Consider the following 13,605-nt stretch of genomic DNA (forward strand, 5'->3'; position numbering starts at 1 on the left):
CGCTCAACCTACCAGTATCGAGAGTTGAGCGGAGTCGAAACTCGGTTCATGGGGATCTTTTTTGCGCGCAAGTCCCTTAGGTAGCAGGGTGGTTGGGTCACAGGGTGGTTGAGTAGCAGGGTGGCTGGAACGGGGCAGCAGGTCATTGAGCCTGAGGGCATACTGTCGGCAGGCACAGTTGCTCGGTCGGCCCCGATTTCCTGAACCGTTCCCATTGACTACTGACTCAACACTCTACCCTCACACCCAGCCACCCTCACACCCACTCACGCCATCGCCCCCGCAAAGACCTTCTCCGCTGGGCCAGTCATGTAGACGCGGTTGTCGATCGCTGACCACTCAATTTTGAGGGGGCCACCGGGTAGCTCAACGGTGGCGGCGCGATCGCAGCGTTCGGTCAACACGCCCGCGACCAGGGAGGCGCAGGCACCCGTGCCACAGGCTAGCGTCGCCCCTGCGCCCCGTTCCCAAACGCGCATTTTCAAATAGTCGCGGCTCATGACTTCGATGAATTCCGTATTGGTGCGCTGGGGAAAAGCGGCATAATGCTCGAACTTGGGGCCGATCGTTGCCAGGTCGATGGCAGCGGCATCCTTCACAAAGGTGATGCAGTGGGGATTGCCCATGCTGACGCAGGTCACTACCCAGTCTTGCTGCTCTACCGTGAGGGCTTTGCTGATGACCCGTTCGTCAGCGGCGGCAAGGGTGGTGGGAATCTCGCCTGCCGTTAAAATCGGTTCGCCCATATCGACGGTGACCTGGCCATCGGGTTGCAGGGTGGGGGTGATGGTGCCGGCCAGGGTATGGATGGTGTAAGCCTTGGGCGGTGCCGTCGGCAGGCCATCGGCGATTTCGAGTTCCGCGATGAACTTGGCGAGACAGCGAATCCCGTTACCGCACATCTCCGGTTCGGAACCGTCGGAGTTGAGGATGCGCATGGTGTAGTCGGTGCCCTGCTGCCCCGGCAGCACAAAAATGACGCCATCGCCGCCAATGCCAAAATTGCGATCGCACCACTTGATGGCCTGCTCGGTGGTCAACATCAGGTCGGCTTGATGGCGATTGTCCACCAGCACAAAGTCATTCCCTAAGCCGTGATATTTACTAAAGGCGATCGTCATTGGTTGTTCCCTTTCCCTGCTGCCATGGATTCATGGTGGTCAAACTGCTCCAGCGAGGCGATCGCTGACGCCGCTTTCCCAGCCTACGAGTCTTTGTATCGTATTATCGTAAATCGTCAGTTGACTGGATTGATCGCTGGCATGGATGCCGACATCGAACGAGTTGGCGGGCGGTGACGGCGGCGCGGGCGATCGGGCACCAGCCCCCTTGGGTCGAAGCGTTGAGAGACGTGATTTAACAACTCGCAAGGAAAACTGGGAAAGCAATTTATCCCCGATAGGACAAACGGTTCAGCATTTGATTACGACCTTTGTAAGGCGCAATGAAAAGCCCGAGGTGACTGACTTTCACGAAGTTTGTCAATCCCCGCCAAAGGTGGGTACCCTTAGACGCAGTATCAGTTGTTTATAAGCAGTATCCCCTGCTGATTGCCATGGCTTTAGATCTGGAAACTGGCTTACCGAGTACGCGCCTATTGCAAAGCTACATGCGCGACAAAAAGACCGTTGAGGTGAAACTCGTCACCGGCGACACGGTGATTGGCACCCTTGCTTGGCAAGATCCACAATGTATCTGTGTGGATGTCGATGGCGTGCCGAATATGCTCTGGCGCTCCGCCCTCGCCTCCATGAAAAGTACATCGGCGTAACCATGTGCTAGCGTCATAGCCATAGTGAGCGAGTCTCGGCTAACAAGCTGAATCTGCTGAACAGCCCGAGTGGAACGAGTTTTGTATTGATTACCCAGCCTTGATTGCCATGAAACAGACCTTTTCGTTCTATGGATTGCCAGGGCTGAATGCGGCTCTCAAGCGGTTTCAGTTTTCTTGGAAAGCGGTCATCTTTATGGCCTTAGCGGGCGCGGTGACGTTGTTTGTAACGTTGGCGCATCGTCCGGCTTATGCGGCTTATGATGTGCAGATTCGGCCAGCGGGGCCGAGCCAAGGGGATACCGTCGCCATCATTACTACTGAGAGCGCAGCGGCGAGTGCGCCTACTGTGCGCATCAACGATACGACTTACCCCACCTTTGCGATTGGCGAGGGGCGCTATCGGACCTTTTTGCCCACCAGCCCACTCCATGCCTCGGGGGAATACATCATTAAGGTGGAGGGGCCAAAAGGGCTGCGAAATCCGATGGTGTGGCTAAGCGATCGCAATTTCCGCACCCAGTACATCAATCTTGGCCCTGGGCAAAGTGACCTAGGCACCGATCATGAATTCGATCGCGTCGATGCGTTCAAACAAATTCAGAGTCCAGAAAAGTTTTGGAGTGGCCCATTTCGGCGACCCAGTCAGGGGCGAGTGAGCTCCGAATATGGCGTTCGGCGCTATTACAATGGCGTCTTTGCCAACGATTATTACCATCGAGGCGTGGACTACGCGGCTCCGGTGGGGACTCCGGTGGTAGCTCCAGCGGCGGGTCGCATTGCGCTAGTCGGGCGGGTTTCCCAAGGGTTCGAACTGCACGGCAACACCATTGGGCTCGATCATGGCCAAGGGGTGAAAAGCATTTTCATTCACCTCAACAGCATCAATGTGAACGAGGGCGACTTTGTGCAGGCCGGGCAAGTGATTGGCACCATCGGGAACACAGGGGCTTCCACCGGGCCGCATCTGCATTGGGGACTCTACGTCAACGATGTGGCAGTCGATCCGGCTCCCTGGCGCAACGGCACCATCGAGTAGTCATGGCAACCTGTCGGGAAACGATGCTAACTCTGGTCGTTGGCGGAACTTGAGGCCGCCTTTGGCAGTGAAGGGAACTGAGCGCAGCGATCGCTGGGAAGTCCCTGAATATCAGTCGGCAAGCAGAATAGGTCTCCCGCTTGGTAATACTGCTTGAGTTCCCCTTGCGACATGCCCGCCGAGGCGGTGGTGATGTACAAGTCGGTCAGGTGGGGGCCGCCAAAGGTACAGGCCGTAACCAAGGGCACGGGCAATGGAATCCGCTGCATCACTTGGCCATGGGGGTCAAAGCGGATGACACAACTGCCATTCCACATTGCTGACCAGAGGCAGCCTTCGGCGTCAACAGTCAACCCGTCGGGGTAAAACGGCTCGTCGGTGAGGTCAATGAACGGACGGCGATCGCTGATGGCCCCACTTTCGGCCTCAAAGTGATACACATAGATGGTTTGGCGGGGGGTATCGGTGAGATAAAACCGACTCCGATCAGGACTCCATCCCAACCCGTTCGCAATCGATAGTCCGGTTGCCATTTGCTGGAGGGTGCCATCGCGATCGTAACGATACAAATTAGCCAGGGGCTGTTCGTCGTTGTTCATCGTGCCAATCCATAAGCGACCGCGATCGTCGCAGCGCCCGTCGTTCAATCGGTTATTAGGGAGATGCGCTTCAATCGGCATGATCGGAGTCACCTGCTCAGTGGGCAGATTGAGTTGGCCCAACCCGTTTTCTTGAGCCACGATCAGATGATCCCGATCGCCCAAAAATAAGCCACTGACCAGCGTATCCAGTTCAATGAAGGTATCCACCGCAGTCGCGGGATCAAAGGTGTGGACGCGGCGATTATAAATATCGACCCAGTGCAGCACTTGCCGCTCAGCATCCCAAAGGGGGCCTTCGCCCAGACGGGCACGCACTGAGAGGACGTTCTGAATGGCAGCATCGGCAGGCATAGGCGCAAAAATTCAAGCCGACCACGGCTCGCGAAAATCAGCATAAAGGGTCAAACCACCGTCAATGTAAAGGGTTTGCCCCGTAATGTAGGTGGCTTCGTCTGAGAGCAAAAAGGCGGCAGCGGCAGCCATTTCTTCAGGGGTGCCAGGACGCCCGAGCGGAATATGACCGTTCACGGCGGCTTCCTCTTGCGGATCATCGACCCAATCGTCGTTGATGGGGGTTTCGGTGGCACCAGGCGCGATCGCATTAACGCGAATGCCTGAGCGCGCGTATTCCAGCGCCAACGTGCGGGTGAGGTTCCCCATGCCCCCTTTGCTGATGGCGTAGCTGATGTACTGGGGGCGCGGGATCACCTCATGCACACTCGAAACATTGATGATGCTGCCCGGTTGCGACTGCTCTAAAAACTGCTGAATGGCGGCTCGCGCACAGAGGTAAGCCCCCCGCAGATTGACATTAATGACTGTATCAAAATCATCAGTGCTGACTTCATGGGAGGCGGCTTCTATTTGAATACCGGCATTATTGACCAAGATGTCGAGGCGGCCAAACGTGGCGATCGCGGTGGCAAAGAGGTGTTTGATCTCAGCCGCTTGGGAAACGTCCGCTTGCACCTTGAGGGTTTGCCTCTGATAGCCAGCCGCTGCGGCTCCTTCATGGGCTTGTTGCGCTGTCGTCTCAGCACCGGCGGTATCACTGCGATAATTGATCACCACATGGCAGCCTTCGGCGGCTAGTCGCACTGCGATCGCTTGCCCAATGCCCGAACTTGCCCCGGTGACGATCGCGGTCTTCCCTTGCAATCCTTTCATGATGGTCACCTGTGGCTCAAACCTGATTTATCTATTGCTAACGTAAGGCGCATTGAAAACTCGGACATCTCCTGAGGGAAAGAGATTTTTCTTGCCCATCCGTTCTGTTGGGTGGCTGACTACCTTCCACCGTTAACCGAGGATCAGCGCGACGCAATTGCCAGCAAACCAGTCATGAGGCCCCGGCAACTGTGAGTCATGAAGTCGAGGTCAAGGGTGTCGAGGCGATCGCTGGGCTGGTGATAATGCGGGTTGCGTAAAAAGGCGGTGTCGGTCACCATCAACGCCGGATAGCCACAGTCCCAAAATGCGGCGTGGTCGCTCTGGCGGGTCGCTGGTATGGCCTGACCGCGATTCGGCACTGGCAGGTACTCGCAAGCGGCCCCGGCTTGTCGTATATGCTGTCGCAGTCGCTGCATTTTTCTCAGGGTTGTGAGATTGCCCACTAGGGCCAGGTAATCGCCCCGGTTGGGATATATCTGCGCCAGCAGCGGCGTTGGGTAGCTCTGGCTGTGGAGGGTGCGATCGCAATAGCCCAGCATCTCTAGCGACAGCATGAGATGCACTGATTGGTTTTGCGCCTGCAAGCTCTGGGCGTAGGCCCGACTGCCCAACAGGCCATACTCCTCTAGATCAAAGGCGACGCACCAAACGGGGCGCGACAACGGTTGGGTCGCCAGATAATGGGCTAGCTCTAACAAGACAGCCACGCCACTGGCATTATCATCAGCCCCCGGAGTACCCGGCACCGTGTCATAGTGTGCCCCAATAATTAACGGCGAGGCGGCCCTCTGGGCTGGGGCGGTCGCGGGCAATTGCACAATCCAGTTGTGATGTTCGCGCGATCGCATCTCAAAGGGATGACCGATCACGGTGCCCACGACGGCCAATTGGCTGTGGATATATTGCTGGGCGAGATAATGACTGCCAGCGGCGAAATAGGGATCGCGATCGCCCACCAAATTTTTCAAATGAGCTAAGAGACGGGCTTTGACTAATTCATGGGTTGGCAGCCTCCCCGCATCCTGGTGTGCCATATCAGTCCCTTAACGCAATTTAAAAATCCGTTAAACTTTCTCGAAAACGCTTGCTCAGCACAGATCAGACGCCATGAGTCTGCCATAAGACTGATCCCCAAGGGGAAAATAACTGTTTATACTGAATGGCTAAAGCAATTTTGTATCCGGTTACACGGATATAAAACTCATTGCTACGCTCAATCTACAGGTCTTGGCCTCTGCCAAATAGTTATGGAAATTCTAGGAATTGTTTGGGCAGCGTCAATTATTTGTCCGGCATCTGCCGCTGCTAAGTCTACCCAGGGAATCTGTTTTGCGCCGACTCAACAATACGAATCTTTGCTTGCGCCGGAGTTGCCAGAGTGGCTACAGTCGCAACTTCCGGTTGATGACTGGGCCGTGTCCACCGAGAGAGCACTGAAATCGGATGTTGTCTGGCGTTCACATTGGGGCAGCGGTACGCTGGATGCCGACCTCAGCGGCCTAGAAACATCAGCTCCGCTCGATACCTTGGAACCGGCCATTGGCGTCGCTCTGACCAGTTTTAAACCAGTGACTGCGTCTCCAACGGTGGCGATCGATCCCCCCGTCGAGGCTGCCGAAAACGTTTTCCTTGACGAGAAGTGGCATAGTTGGTCTGCGGTGGCGGCAGTCCGGGTCGAACCGAGCCTCCCAGAGCCACCAGTCGTCTCAACCCCGCTCCCCCGCCACTGTCTGTCAGATGCGGCGGTGACTTATCAACCCAGTGCCCTCGCCATCAAAGCCTCTCCGAAATACACCGTTTGGGTGCATAACCATTTGGTCGGTGAGGTGGCCGGACAGGTCGCTGCCGAAAAAATTGCGGCCAAACTGCGATCGCTGATCCAGTCAGGCACATTGCAACCAGAGCAGCTGATGCCACTGGTGGGGCCAGACTTTATCGGCATTGCCCACGACAATGATTTGTTGTTGGTGGTGGATGAGGCCCTGCAACCACATCCCGAGGTGCCCGCAGCGGTGACGGCGGTGCAGTGGGTCAATAACCTGCGCAGCGCCTTAAATGCAGCGCCCATGGGGTTAGCCCAAGTGCAAATGGTGCTCAACGGCCTGATGGAAACCTCCGAAACGTTATATGGCACAGCATCATGGTACGGCCCCTATTTTCATGGTCGCCAAACGGCCAATGGCGAGATTTTTGATGAGAATGAACTAACGGCAGCCCACAAGTCCCTGCCGTTCAATACTCGGCTCAAAGTAACAAACCGCATGAATGGTCGCTCGGTGGTGGTGCGGATTAACGATCGCGGGCCTTACATCGGTCAGCGATCGCTCGATTTGTCCAAAGCGGCGGCAAACTGCTTGGGCAGCACCCAGGACGGCGTCGTGCCCTATGAGGCAGTGATTCTAGCACCCGCTACCAGACCCGAATTAGGCGATTTCACGACTGCGCAGCTCACGTTGGACTAGTACCCATCGGGAATTGGCCCGACTCGCAGCCTGGTTGCCCTCAGATTCGTACTTTTAACCGAGGGCGATTTCATACAAAACGTTAAGATAAGCAACGAAACCACTTGAAACAGCGGTAGAGGTTGAGCCTATGGCATCATCTAACGTCGAAATTTACACTTGGAGCAGCTGTCCCTTCTGCATTCGCGCGAAAGCACTCTTAGATCGCAAAGGAGTTGAGTACACCGAATATTGCATTGACGGAGATGAGGCCGCCCGCGCTCAGATGGCAGAGCGGACTCATGGCAAACGCTCCTTACCGCAAATTTTTATTGATGATCAGCACATTGGTGGCTGCGACGAACTCCATGGCCTTGATCGGCAAGGAGAATTAGATGCGCTGCTATCAACAGCACAAGCCTAACTGCAACGCGGCGACAGGCCCCGTGGGGCAAGCCCCGTTCATACAGCCAAGGGGATAGCTGTCATGAGCCCCCTCTGAGTAATCTTCAGAGGGGGCTCACCTTAAGCCCAAGTCGTAGCCATGGAGATCATGGATCAAGCAACGTCTGCCGTGTGTGGTTCAGCAGCGGCCTGCTGGTCGTTGTGATGCTGCCGGGGCTGCAAGAGGCCGTAACCACCATGGTTGCGTTCATACACCACGTTGATCTCGCCCGTTTCAGCATTGGAGAACATGTAGAAATCATGGTCTACCAACTCCAGTTGCTCTAGCGCTTCCGCGACGGTCATCGGGGGCATGGAGAAGTACTTGGTTCTCAACACTGCGTCCGGTAGCGTCGGCGCTTTGTTCAACAGAGCGGAAACATCGGCGGTGGGGCTATCGGTGCTCAGCAAAGCATCATTAGGCTTCACAGAGGAGGTATTGCGACCGTTGCGCTTTTCTTTGTATTTCCGTAGTTGCCGGGTGATTTTGTTGGCGACTAGATCAATACTGGCGTAGAGATTTTCGCTACGTTCTTCAGCCCGAACCACTGCACCGTTAATGTACAACGTGACTTCTGCGCTCTGTTGGGGAGGAGTCTTCCCGTTCTTAGCCACAGATAAGTTGACGTCTACCTCGTTCGTCAAATGCTTGAAATGATTGACGGCTTTGGTAATCTTTTGGTCAACGTAACTGCGGATGGCATCCGTGATCTCGATGTTCTTGCCTTGAATCACGAGCTTCATAGAGTCGCCTCCGTTGCGATATTCTTTTGATACTCTCACCGTAGCAATATTGTATTCTGCACGACAGGCAGCTTCAAGAACTTTTGCATCCGTTGACAATTTTTGATTTCCTTTTCACGAATATTCCCATCCAACCTACTTTTGCCGTGTTAATGGACAGTGAGTTAACTCCGACCTGGGGGCAGGTGACTGCGCTGACGGGTTGTCACCTTTATCGCTGCGGCGAGGTGCCCTATGAAACGGCTTGGCAATGGCAACAACGATTGCTGGCCCAGAGGCGGGCCCAGCCTGAGCAACCGGATACATTGCTGCTGTTAGAACATCCGGCGGTGTATACCCTGGGGCAAGGGGCGGACGATCGCTTCCTCAAATTTACGCCGCAGCCGGGGCTGCCACCCGTGATCAAAATTGAGCGGGGGGGGGAGGTGACGTACCACTGCCCCGGCCAACTCGTGGGGTATCCGATCCTAAATCTGCGGCGGCACCAGCCCGATTTGCATTGGTATCTGCGCCAGCTTGAAGAGGTGATTATGCGGACGGTGGCGGCGTTTGGCCTGATGGGGGAACGGGTGAGCGGGCTGACGGGGGTGTGGATCGCGGGCTATAAAGTGGCGGCGATCGGCATTAAGGTCAGTCGCTGGATCACGATGCACGGCCTGGCGTTGAATATCAATCCTGATCTTTCGGGATTCCAAAATATTGTGCCCTGCGGCATTAGTGATAAACCCGTCGGCAGCTTGGCCCAGTTCATGCCAGGAATTACGCGCCAACAGGTGCAGCCAGTTTTAGAACAGCAGTTTGCGGAGGTTTTTCAACTGCAGCTTTGGCCCCAAGACCCGGCTCAGTTAAGGGCGATCGCGGCCCCACCAGGGTAGGGGGGAGGGCAATTTTCTCTGGCGAAGGTACCGCCGATGCGATGGGGGTGGGTTCGCGTTACAGTAATGATACTGACAAGGTGTATTTACGCTTAGCGATATTGCCATCCTGACAATTTGCATGAGCTAGGTTGTCAGCGGATGAAACGGCCATGCAGGCAGTTGGCTAGCGCTAACTGGCACAATCCATCAGTCATCTGACCAGATTACAGATCCTTGGCGGGTATCGGCGAGGGCCGACTTTTGTCGGCCACAGCAGTCGGCATTTTTGCTCAAAGCCAATAGTCGGACTGGTTTAGCACAGATTAAGTCATTGGTGGTGCTGCCAGTCGGTAACAGTTTTCAGTGAATGAACGGTCACCAATCGCACTTATGGATCACCGGGTAGGCGACTTCACTGCTAATGATCAGGCTTGGCCCTCGGATCAGGCCGGCTTTGGTCTGGTTGATCCGGAGGCGCTATTGCCAACGGCATCGCCTGCAGCCGCAACTGGTGCGACAGCGGCCCGAGGGGCGCAAACCCTGAGCTTGAGCCATGGCGGGTTGCCAGAGAGCCAGCGGGTTGCCCGCACATCGCGCAGTCTAGAGGTGAGCCATGCGAGCCCTTTGGCACCCCTGCGAGCCCGCGATCGCGATGCGTTGGATGAGCTGTTTGACGGCGATGACATATCTGACATGGCGCTGGATGTCCATCGATACCTATCTCGCATTTATCCCGAACCGTGCTGGGAAGATGAGCCCTACGAATTTCTCAACGGCTACATTTAGGGCCAGACTCGTCCAGCCATGGCGATATTGTGGGTTAAGCACGCTTTAGTCGCCGCAGATGGGGGAGTCGGGTGGTGAGCAAGAGGCAAACCAGATTGGCCACCAAAATAATGATGAGTGTCGTTTCCATAGCACCGATAGCGGCCGTTTCAATAATTGTGTCTAAGGACGGCTGCACGGTCTCGGGGAGTCGGGCAAAGAGAGCTTGCATTTCGTCTTTGGTGAACGTTTGAATGGCTCTTTGCAGATAGGTAATGGCGGCTTGTCGGGTGGTGGCATCCAGATTATTATCCAGTTGCAGAATCACCCCGTCCACGATTTTGCTCGAGGCCGCACTGATCAGCACGGTGCCCAGAATGCCTCGCCCGAGGGCCTGTCCGACCTTTTGCAGAGGATTGAAGATGCCGGTCGCTTCGGGTTTTTCGCCCCGTGTGGCGGTGGAGTAGGCGATCGCGCCAATTTGCGAGGTGAACAATCCCGACCCGATGCCCGTGATGACTAAACCGGGCAGAATGCTCCAGCGGGTCATCCCCGGTGCGATCGCCCCCACGAGCCAAAGAATGCCGATGATTTCAATGCTGAGGCCGAGCTGCACAATGCGCCGGGGCAGCAGTTGCAGATTGATAAACCGCACCAGCAGCACAATCACCATCACGAAGTTGTAGGGCAGCACCGTGAGCGCTGTTTGAAAGGAATTGAGGTCTAAAACGGGCGGAATGAATTGAAACAAATTAAACGATAAGCCCGTGATCAGCGCTGAATGGAGCATTGCCACGATGAGGCTGTTAATAAAGTTACGCCGACTGAGGAGCCCCGCTTTGACCAACGAGGCCCGGTTTGCCTGCTTTTGTTGACGTCGCCAAAAGACAAATAGGCCCAGACAGACCAAGCCTGATCCAATCAAGATCGGCACAATGGAAATGCCAAAGGGCACGATCGTCACGCCTAGCGGTGACAACGTTTTTTTGGCTTCCCACCAACCAAACTCGCCTGCCAAGCTGAGACCCAACAGGGTGAGGCCCAGGCCCAAAAACGATAAGCACCCGCCGACCCAGTCAATGGGCGTGTGGTGAGCGATCGGGTCGGTGGGATATTCCGTCACTAGGCCCCAGATGAGGGGGATGAGGAGCAGCTCCAGGGGAAACGCCAACCGCCAACTCAGTTGAAACGCGATCAAGCCGCCGGTGAGGGAACCGACTAAACCGCCCACGACCATTGACAGCGTCAGCAGCAAGAAGGCGATTTTTTCGGCTTGACCATCGTAAAACCGATCCATCAACGCCCAGGGAACGCTGACGAGGGGGGTGGCGGCTAGCCCCGTAAGTAAGGCGTAGCTCACGGCAAACAGGGCCATGCTGGGGCTGATGGTGATCAATAGCGTGCCGATCGCGAACAGCAGGAGCCCGCCGTGAAAAATCCTTTGTCGTCCCCACCGCCGGCTCAGGTTTTCGCTGGTGGGGGCAAAGGCCGCCGTAACCAGAGACAGCAGCACTAGGGCGCTTTGGACGTAGCCGACGCTAGAGTCGAAACTGCGCACTAGGGGCGGCATAATGGCGGGCACGATGCCGAGATGAAACGACACCATGAATAGCGTGAGGCACAGCCCGATCGCCGATTTTTGTGTTGTTGTCCCTGCTGGTTGCGCCCCGACTGTCATGGTTCCCTAGCTCACAAGATGCCAGTATGGTATCCGTTTCGTCGGCACTTACCGTCAGCACTTACCAAAAATAGACCGTGAACGATCCGGGATGCCGCACGGTTGGGTCAGCGGAGCCGCTTACGCCAGCCACCACAAACTGCCTAAAGTCAGCAGAATGACGGCGATCGCGGCCCACAAAAAGCCGTTGTCACTCGTATTCATCTGACTCAGGTCTTCGGGCGTGGACTCTAGGGGCGCAACCCGTTTGGGCTTGGCGGGCGGGTCGTACTGGCGCAGGGTAAAGTCGGTGTCGGTGTTTTCGTCCAGCTCGCTGAGATCAGGAATGGGGGTGAGCCAATCGGAGCGGCGGGAAAGCTGCGGTGCCTGCAAGATTTCCAGAATGCGCTTGCTCTGTTTGCGCACATCGAGGTCGGGGTGTTTGGTGAGTTTTTCCCCCAGGGCGATCGCGTCGGGTAGGCGATTGGCCGCCGAGTAGGCATTCATGAGCCAGAGCTGAATACTACCGCCTAATAGAGTCGCGCCTCCAGCCAGGCGATTGCCCTCCTCAAAGGCCAGAACCGCGTCTTTATAGTTGCCGCGCTCAAAGGCCAGTTGACCAGCGGCAAACAAGGCTTCGGCTTGCGTGATTTTGTCCAATGGCTGTGATGTCATAAGGCGGATTTTACAACGCGGCGTTGTCGAGTCAGAATCCTCAAGATAGCGCCTCTGGGCTGTCGTAAGCATGAGGCAGCGGGCCAGGGGCGTGGAGCATCAGGGGACGGTTCCCTGGGTCTCAAGCTTGACCTGATGGGTTAATCCAACCGGGAACCGTCCCCTAGATGCTTCACTTCGGCTAGTTGCAACAGCACTTGCAGAAGGACGTTGCTGCCGTTTTCCAGGTCTGCCGGGGCGGTGTATTCCTTGACGTTGTGGCTGAGGCCGTTGACGCTGGGCACGAAGATCATGGCGGTGGGGGCGATCGCGGCGATCATGCCCGCATCGTGTCCGGCCCCGCTGGGTAGCCGTTTCACAGAACAGCCGAGGGCTTGAGCGGTGCGCTCGACGCTGTCAATCATGGCGGCATCAAAGCTGACGGGTTCAAACCGGGCCAGAGATTGGGCGGTGATTTCTAATGCTTCGGCGGCGGCGATCGCATCAATGTGAGTCTGGAGTTCGGCTTCAGCCTGTTTCAGCAAAGTCGAGTCGGTGTTGCGCAGGTCCACCGTTAGTTTGGCTTCCTTGGCGATGACGTTGACGAGTCCCGGCTTGAGCTGAATAGAACCGACAGTGGCGACCTGATTGCCCCCCATTTTGAGGGCGAGTTGGCGGGCGGCGACGGCGATCGCGCTGGCTCCGTACCCGGCATCGTGACGCAAGTTCATGGGGGTGGTGCCCGCATGATTCGAGACGCCCTTGACGGTGAACTCTTGCCAGGACATGCCCTGCACCCCCGTGACTGCGCCAATTTGAATCCCTTCTCGTTCGAGGACTGGCCCTTGTTCCACATGGAGTTCCACAAAGGCTTTGACGGGCTGGCTGCCACAGGGCACCGCTCCCGCATAGCCGATGCGATCGAGGTTTTCGGCGACGGTGGTGCCGTCAGTGCCCACTTCAGCTAAAGCATCCTCCAACGACAAGCCGCCACTAAACACCCAACTACCCATCATGTCGGGGTGAAACCGCGCCCCTTCCTCATTGGTGAAAAAGGCGACGGCGAGGGGATGGCGGGTTTGAATATTCTGCTCATTCAGCGTCTCAATGACTTCCAGCCCAGCCAACACGCCGAGGTTGCCGTCGTAGCGCCCCCCGGTGGCGACGGTGTCAATGTGGGAGCCGGTCATCACCGGGGGGCCAGCTTCCACGCCGGGACGGGTACCGACAACGTTGCCAAGTTGGTCAATGGTGATAGTGAGGCCGAGATCACGCATCCAACTCACCACCAAATCGCGTCCGGCTTGATCGGCATCGGTGAGGGCTAACCGACAGACGCCGCCGCCTTCAATGGCTCCAATCTGGGCGAGTTGGTCTAAGCGGTGCAAGAGGCGATCGCGGTTGATGCGCAGAGGGGACAGCGGTGGCCGCGTCATTGGGGTATCAGTAATCAAAGACATG

Annotated in this window: 15 protein-coding genes; 7 read left to right on the forward strand and 8 right to left on the reverse strand. The window is 56.5% G+C overall.

The window, feature by feature from the left end:
• Positions 1–266: 266 nt before the first annotated feature.
• Positions 267–1,121, reverse strand: coding sequence for a diaminopimelate epimerase (gene dapF / locus JUK32_RS12740; RefSeq protein WP_204139236.1), 855 nt, complete (start codon positions 1,119–1,121; stop codon positions 267–269).
• Positions 1,122–1,145: 24 nt separating this feature from the next.
• On the opposite strand from dapF, the gene JUK32_RS12745 reads away from it, so the two are divergent.
• From JUK32_RS12745 to JUK32_RS12755, 3 genes are all read left to right on the forward strand, one after another.
• Complete coding sequence (locus tag JUK32_RS12745) at positions 1,146–1,298, forward strand: hypothetical protein (RefSeq protein ID WP_204139237.1); 153 nt, start codon at positions 1,146–1,148, stop codon at positions 1,296–1,298.
• Between the two features lie 257 nt (positions 1,299–1,555).
• Positions 1,556–1,771 (forward strand): RNA-binding protein hfq, encoded by a 216-nt coding sequence (locus tag JUK32_RS12750; protein WP_204139238.1) that lies wholly within the window; start codon positions 1,556–1,558, stop codon positions 1,769–1,771.
• Positions 1,772–1,880: 109 nt separating this feature from the next.
• On the forward strand, positions 1,881–2,810 hold the full coding sequence (locus JUK32_RS12755) for a M23 family metallopeptidase (protein ID WP_239112614.1): 930 nt from the start codon (positions 1,881–1,883) through the stop codon (positions 2,808–2,810).
• Positions 2,811–2,836: 26 nt separating this feature from the next.
• Here JUK32_RS12755 and JUK32_RS12760 read toward each other — a convergent pair whose 3' ends face one another.
• From JUK32_RS12760 to JUK32_RS12770, 3 genes are all read right to left on the reverse strand, one after another.
• Entirely contained in the window at positions 2,837–3,763 is a 927-nt protein-coding gene (locus tag JUK32_RS12760; protein ID WP_204139239.1) for an SMP-30/gluconolactonase/LRE family protein, read from the reverse strand.
• A gap of 12 nt (positions 3,764–3,775) precedes the next feature.
• The gene (locus tag JUK32_RS12765; protein ID WP_204139240.1) at positions 3,776–4,579 is read right to left on the reverse strand and encodes a glucose 1-dehydrogenase; all 804 of its coding nucleotides are present in this window, start codon (positions 4,577–4,579) and stop codon (positions 3,776–3,778) included.
• 143 nt (positions 4,580–4,722) lie between these two features.
• Positions 4,723–5,616 carry a M28 family peptidase gene (locus JUK32_RS12770; RefSeq protein ID WP_204139241.1) on the reverse strand — a complete coding sequence of 298 codons (894 nt, stop codon included), beginning with the start codon at positions 5,614–5,616 and terminating at the stop codon, positions 4,723–4,725.
• 213 nt (positions 5,617–5,829) lie between these two features.
• On the opposite strand from JUK32_RS12770, the gene JUK32_RS27510 reads away from it, so the two are divergent.
• Both JUK32_RS27510 and grxC read left to right on the forward strand, forming a co-directional pair.
• Positions 5,830–7,044, forward strand: coding sequence for a septal ring lytic transglycosylase RlpA family protein (locus JUK32_RS27510; RefSeq protein WP_239112615.1), 1,215 nt, complete (start codon positions 5,830–5,832; stop codon positions 7,042–7,044).
• A gap of 130 nt (positions 7,045–7,174) precedes the next feature.
• Positions 7,175–7,447 (forward strand): glutaredoxin 3, encoded by a 273-nt coding sequence (grxC, locus tag JUK32_RS12780; protein ID WP_204139242.1) that lies wholly within the window; start codon positions 7,175–7,177, stop codon positions 7,445–7,447.
• Between the two features lie 134 nt (positions 7,448–7,581).
• Here the strand turns inward: grxC and hpf are convergent, their stop codons facing one another.
• A complete protein-coding gene (gene hpf, locus JUK32_RS12785; protein ID WP_204139243.1) occupies positions 7,582–8,211 on the reverse strand; it encodes a ribosome hibernation-promoting factor, HPF/YfiA family in 630 nt (209 codons plus the stop codon).
• Between the two features lie 152 nt (positions 8,212–8,363).
• On the opposite strand from hpf, the gene lipB reads away from it, so the two are divergent.
• Positions 8,364–9,086 carry a lipoyl(octanoyl) transferase LipB gene (gene lipB / locus JUK32_RS12790; RefSeq protein WP_204139244.1) on the forward strand — a complete coding sequence of 241 codons (723 nt, stop codon included), beginning with the start codon at positions 8,364–8,366 and terminating at the stop codon, positions 9,084–9,086.
• A gap of 372 nt (positions 9,087–9,458) precedes the next feature.
• A complete protein-coding gene (locus JUK32_RS12795) occupies positions 9,459–9,854 on the forward strand; it encodes a hypothetical protein (RefSeq protein WP_204139245.1) in 396 nt (131 codons plus the stop codon).
• 34 nt (positions 9,855–9,888) lie between these two features.
• On the opposite strand, the gene JUK32_RS12800 is transcribed toward JUK32_RS12795, so the two are convergent.
• The 3 genes from JUK32_RS12800 to JUK32_RS12810 all read right to left on the reverse strand — a co-directional run bounded on the left by JUK32_RS12800 (position 9,889) and on the right by JUK32_RS12810 (position 13,604).
• Complete coding sequence (locus JUK32_RS12800) at positions 9,889–11,511, reverse strand: MFS transporter (RefSeq protein WP_204139246.1); 1,623 nt, start codon at positions 11,509–11,511, stop codon at positions 9,889–9,891.
• A gap of 120 nt (positions 11,512–11,631) precedes the next feature.
• Entirely contained in the window at positions 11,632–12,165 is a 534-nt protein-coding gene (locus tag JUK32_RS12805) for a hypothetical protein (RefSeq protein WP_204139247.1), read from the reverse strand.
• 140 nt (positions 12,166–12,305) lie between these two features.
• On the reverse strand, positions 12,306–13,604 hold the full coding sequence (locus JUK32_RS12810) for a M20 family metallo-hydrolase (protein WP_204139248.1): 1,299 nt from the start codon (positions 13,602–13,604) through the stop codon (positions 12,306–12,308).
• Position 13,605: the final 1 nt, after the last annotated feature.

It is taken from the genome of Halomicronema sp. CCY15110 (genome assembly GCF_016888165.1).
Classification (GTDB): Bacteria; Cyanobacteriota; Cyanobacteriia; order Phormidesmidales; family Phormidesmidaceae; genus Halomicronema.

What these genes read in the sequence shown, in the direction of transcription:
- dapF (WP_204139236.1), bottom strand. Translation starts at nt 1,121, where the DNA reads ATGACGATCGCCTTTAGTAAATATCACGGCTTAGGGAATGACTTTGTG.
- JUK32_RS12745 (WP_204139237.1), top strand. Translation starts at nt 1,146, where the DNA reads ATGGATTCATGGTGGTCAAACTGCTCCAGCGAGGCGATCGCTGACGCC.
- JUK32_RS12750 (WP_204139238.1), top strand. Translation starts at nt 1,556, where the DNA reads ATGGCTTTAGATCTGGAAACTGGCTTACCGAGTACGCGCCTATTGCAA.
- JUK32_RS12755 (WP_239112614.1), top strand. Translation starts at nt 1,881, where the DNA reads ATGAAACAGACCTTTTCGTTCTATGGATTGCCAGGGCTGAATGCGGCT.
- JUK32_RS12760 (WP_204139239.1), bottom strand. Translation starts at nt 3,763, where the DNA reads ATGCCTGCCGATGCTGCCATTCAGAACGTCCTCTCAGTGCGTGCCCGT.
- JUK32_RS12765 (WP_204139240.1), bottom strand. Translation starts at nt 4,579, where the DNA reads ATGAAAGGATTGCAAGGGAAGACCGCGATCGTCACCGGGGCAAGTTCG.
- JUK32_RS12770 (WP_204139241.1), bottom strand. Translation starts at nt 5,616, where the DNA reads ATGGCACACCAGGATGCGGGGAGGCTGCCAACCCATGAATTAGTCAAA.
- JUK32_RS27510 (WP_239112615.1), top strand. Translation starts at nt 5,830, where the DNA reads ATGGAAATTCTAGGAATTGTTTGGGCAGCGTCAATTATTTGTCCGGCA.
- grxC (WP_204139242.1), top strand. Translation starts at nt 7,175, where the DNA reads ATGGCATCATCTAACGTCGAAATTTACACTTGGAGCAGCTGTCCCTTC.
- hpf (WP_204139243.1), bottom strand. Translation starts at nt 8,211, where the DNA reads ATGAAGCTCGTGATTCAAGGCAAGAACATCGAGATCACGGATGCCATC.
- lipB (WP_204139244.1), top strand. Translation starts at nt 8,364, where the DNA reads ATGGACAGTGAGTTAACTCCGACCTGGGGGCAGGTGACTGCGCTGACG.
- JUK32_RS12795 (WP_204139245.1), top strand. Translation starts at nt 9,459, where the DNA reads ATGGATCACCGGGTAGGCGACTTCACTGCTAATGATCAGGCTTGGCCC.
- JUK32_RS12800 (WP_204139246.1), bottom strand. Translation starts at nt 11,511, where the DNA reads ATGACAGTCGGGGCGCAACCAGCAGGGACAACAACACAAAAATCGGCG.
- JUK32_RS12805 (WP_204139247.1), bottom strand. Translation starts at nt 12,165, where the DNA reads ATGACATCACAGCCATTGGACAAAATCACGCAAGCCGAAGCCTTGTTT.
- JUK32_RS12810 (WP_204139248.1), bottom strand. Translation starts at nt 13,604, where the DNA reads ATGTCTTTGATTACTGATACCCCAATGACGCGGCCACCGCTGTCCCCT.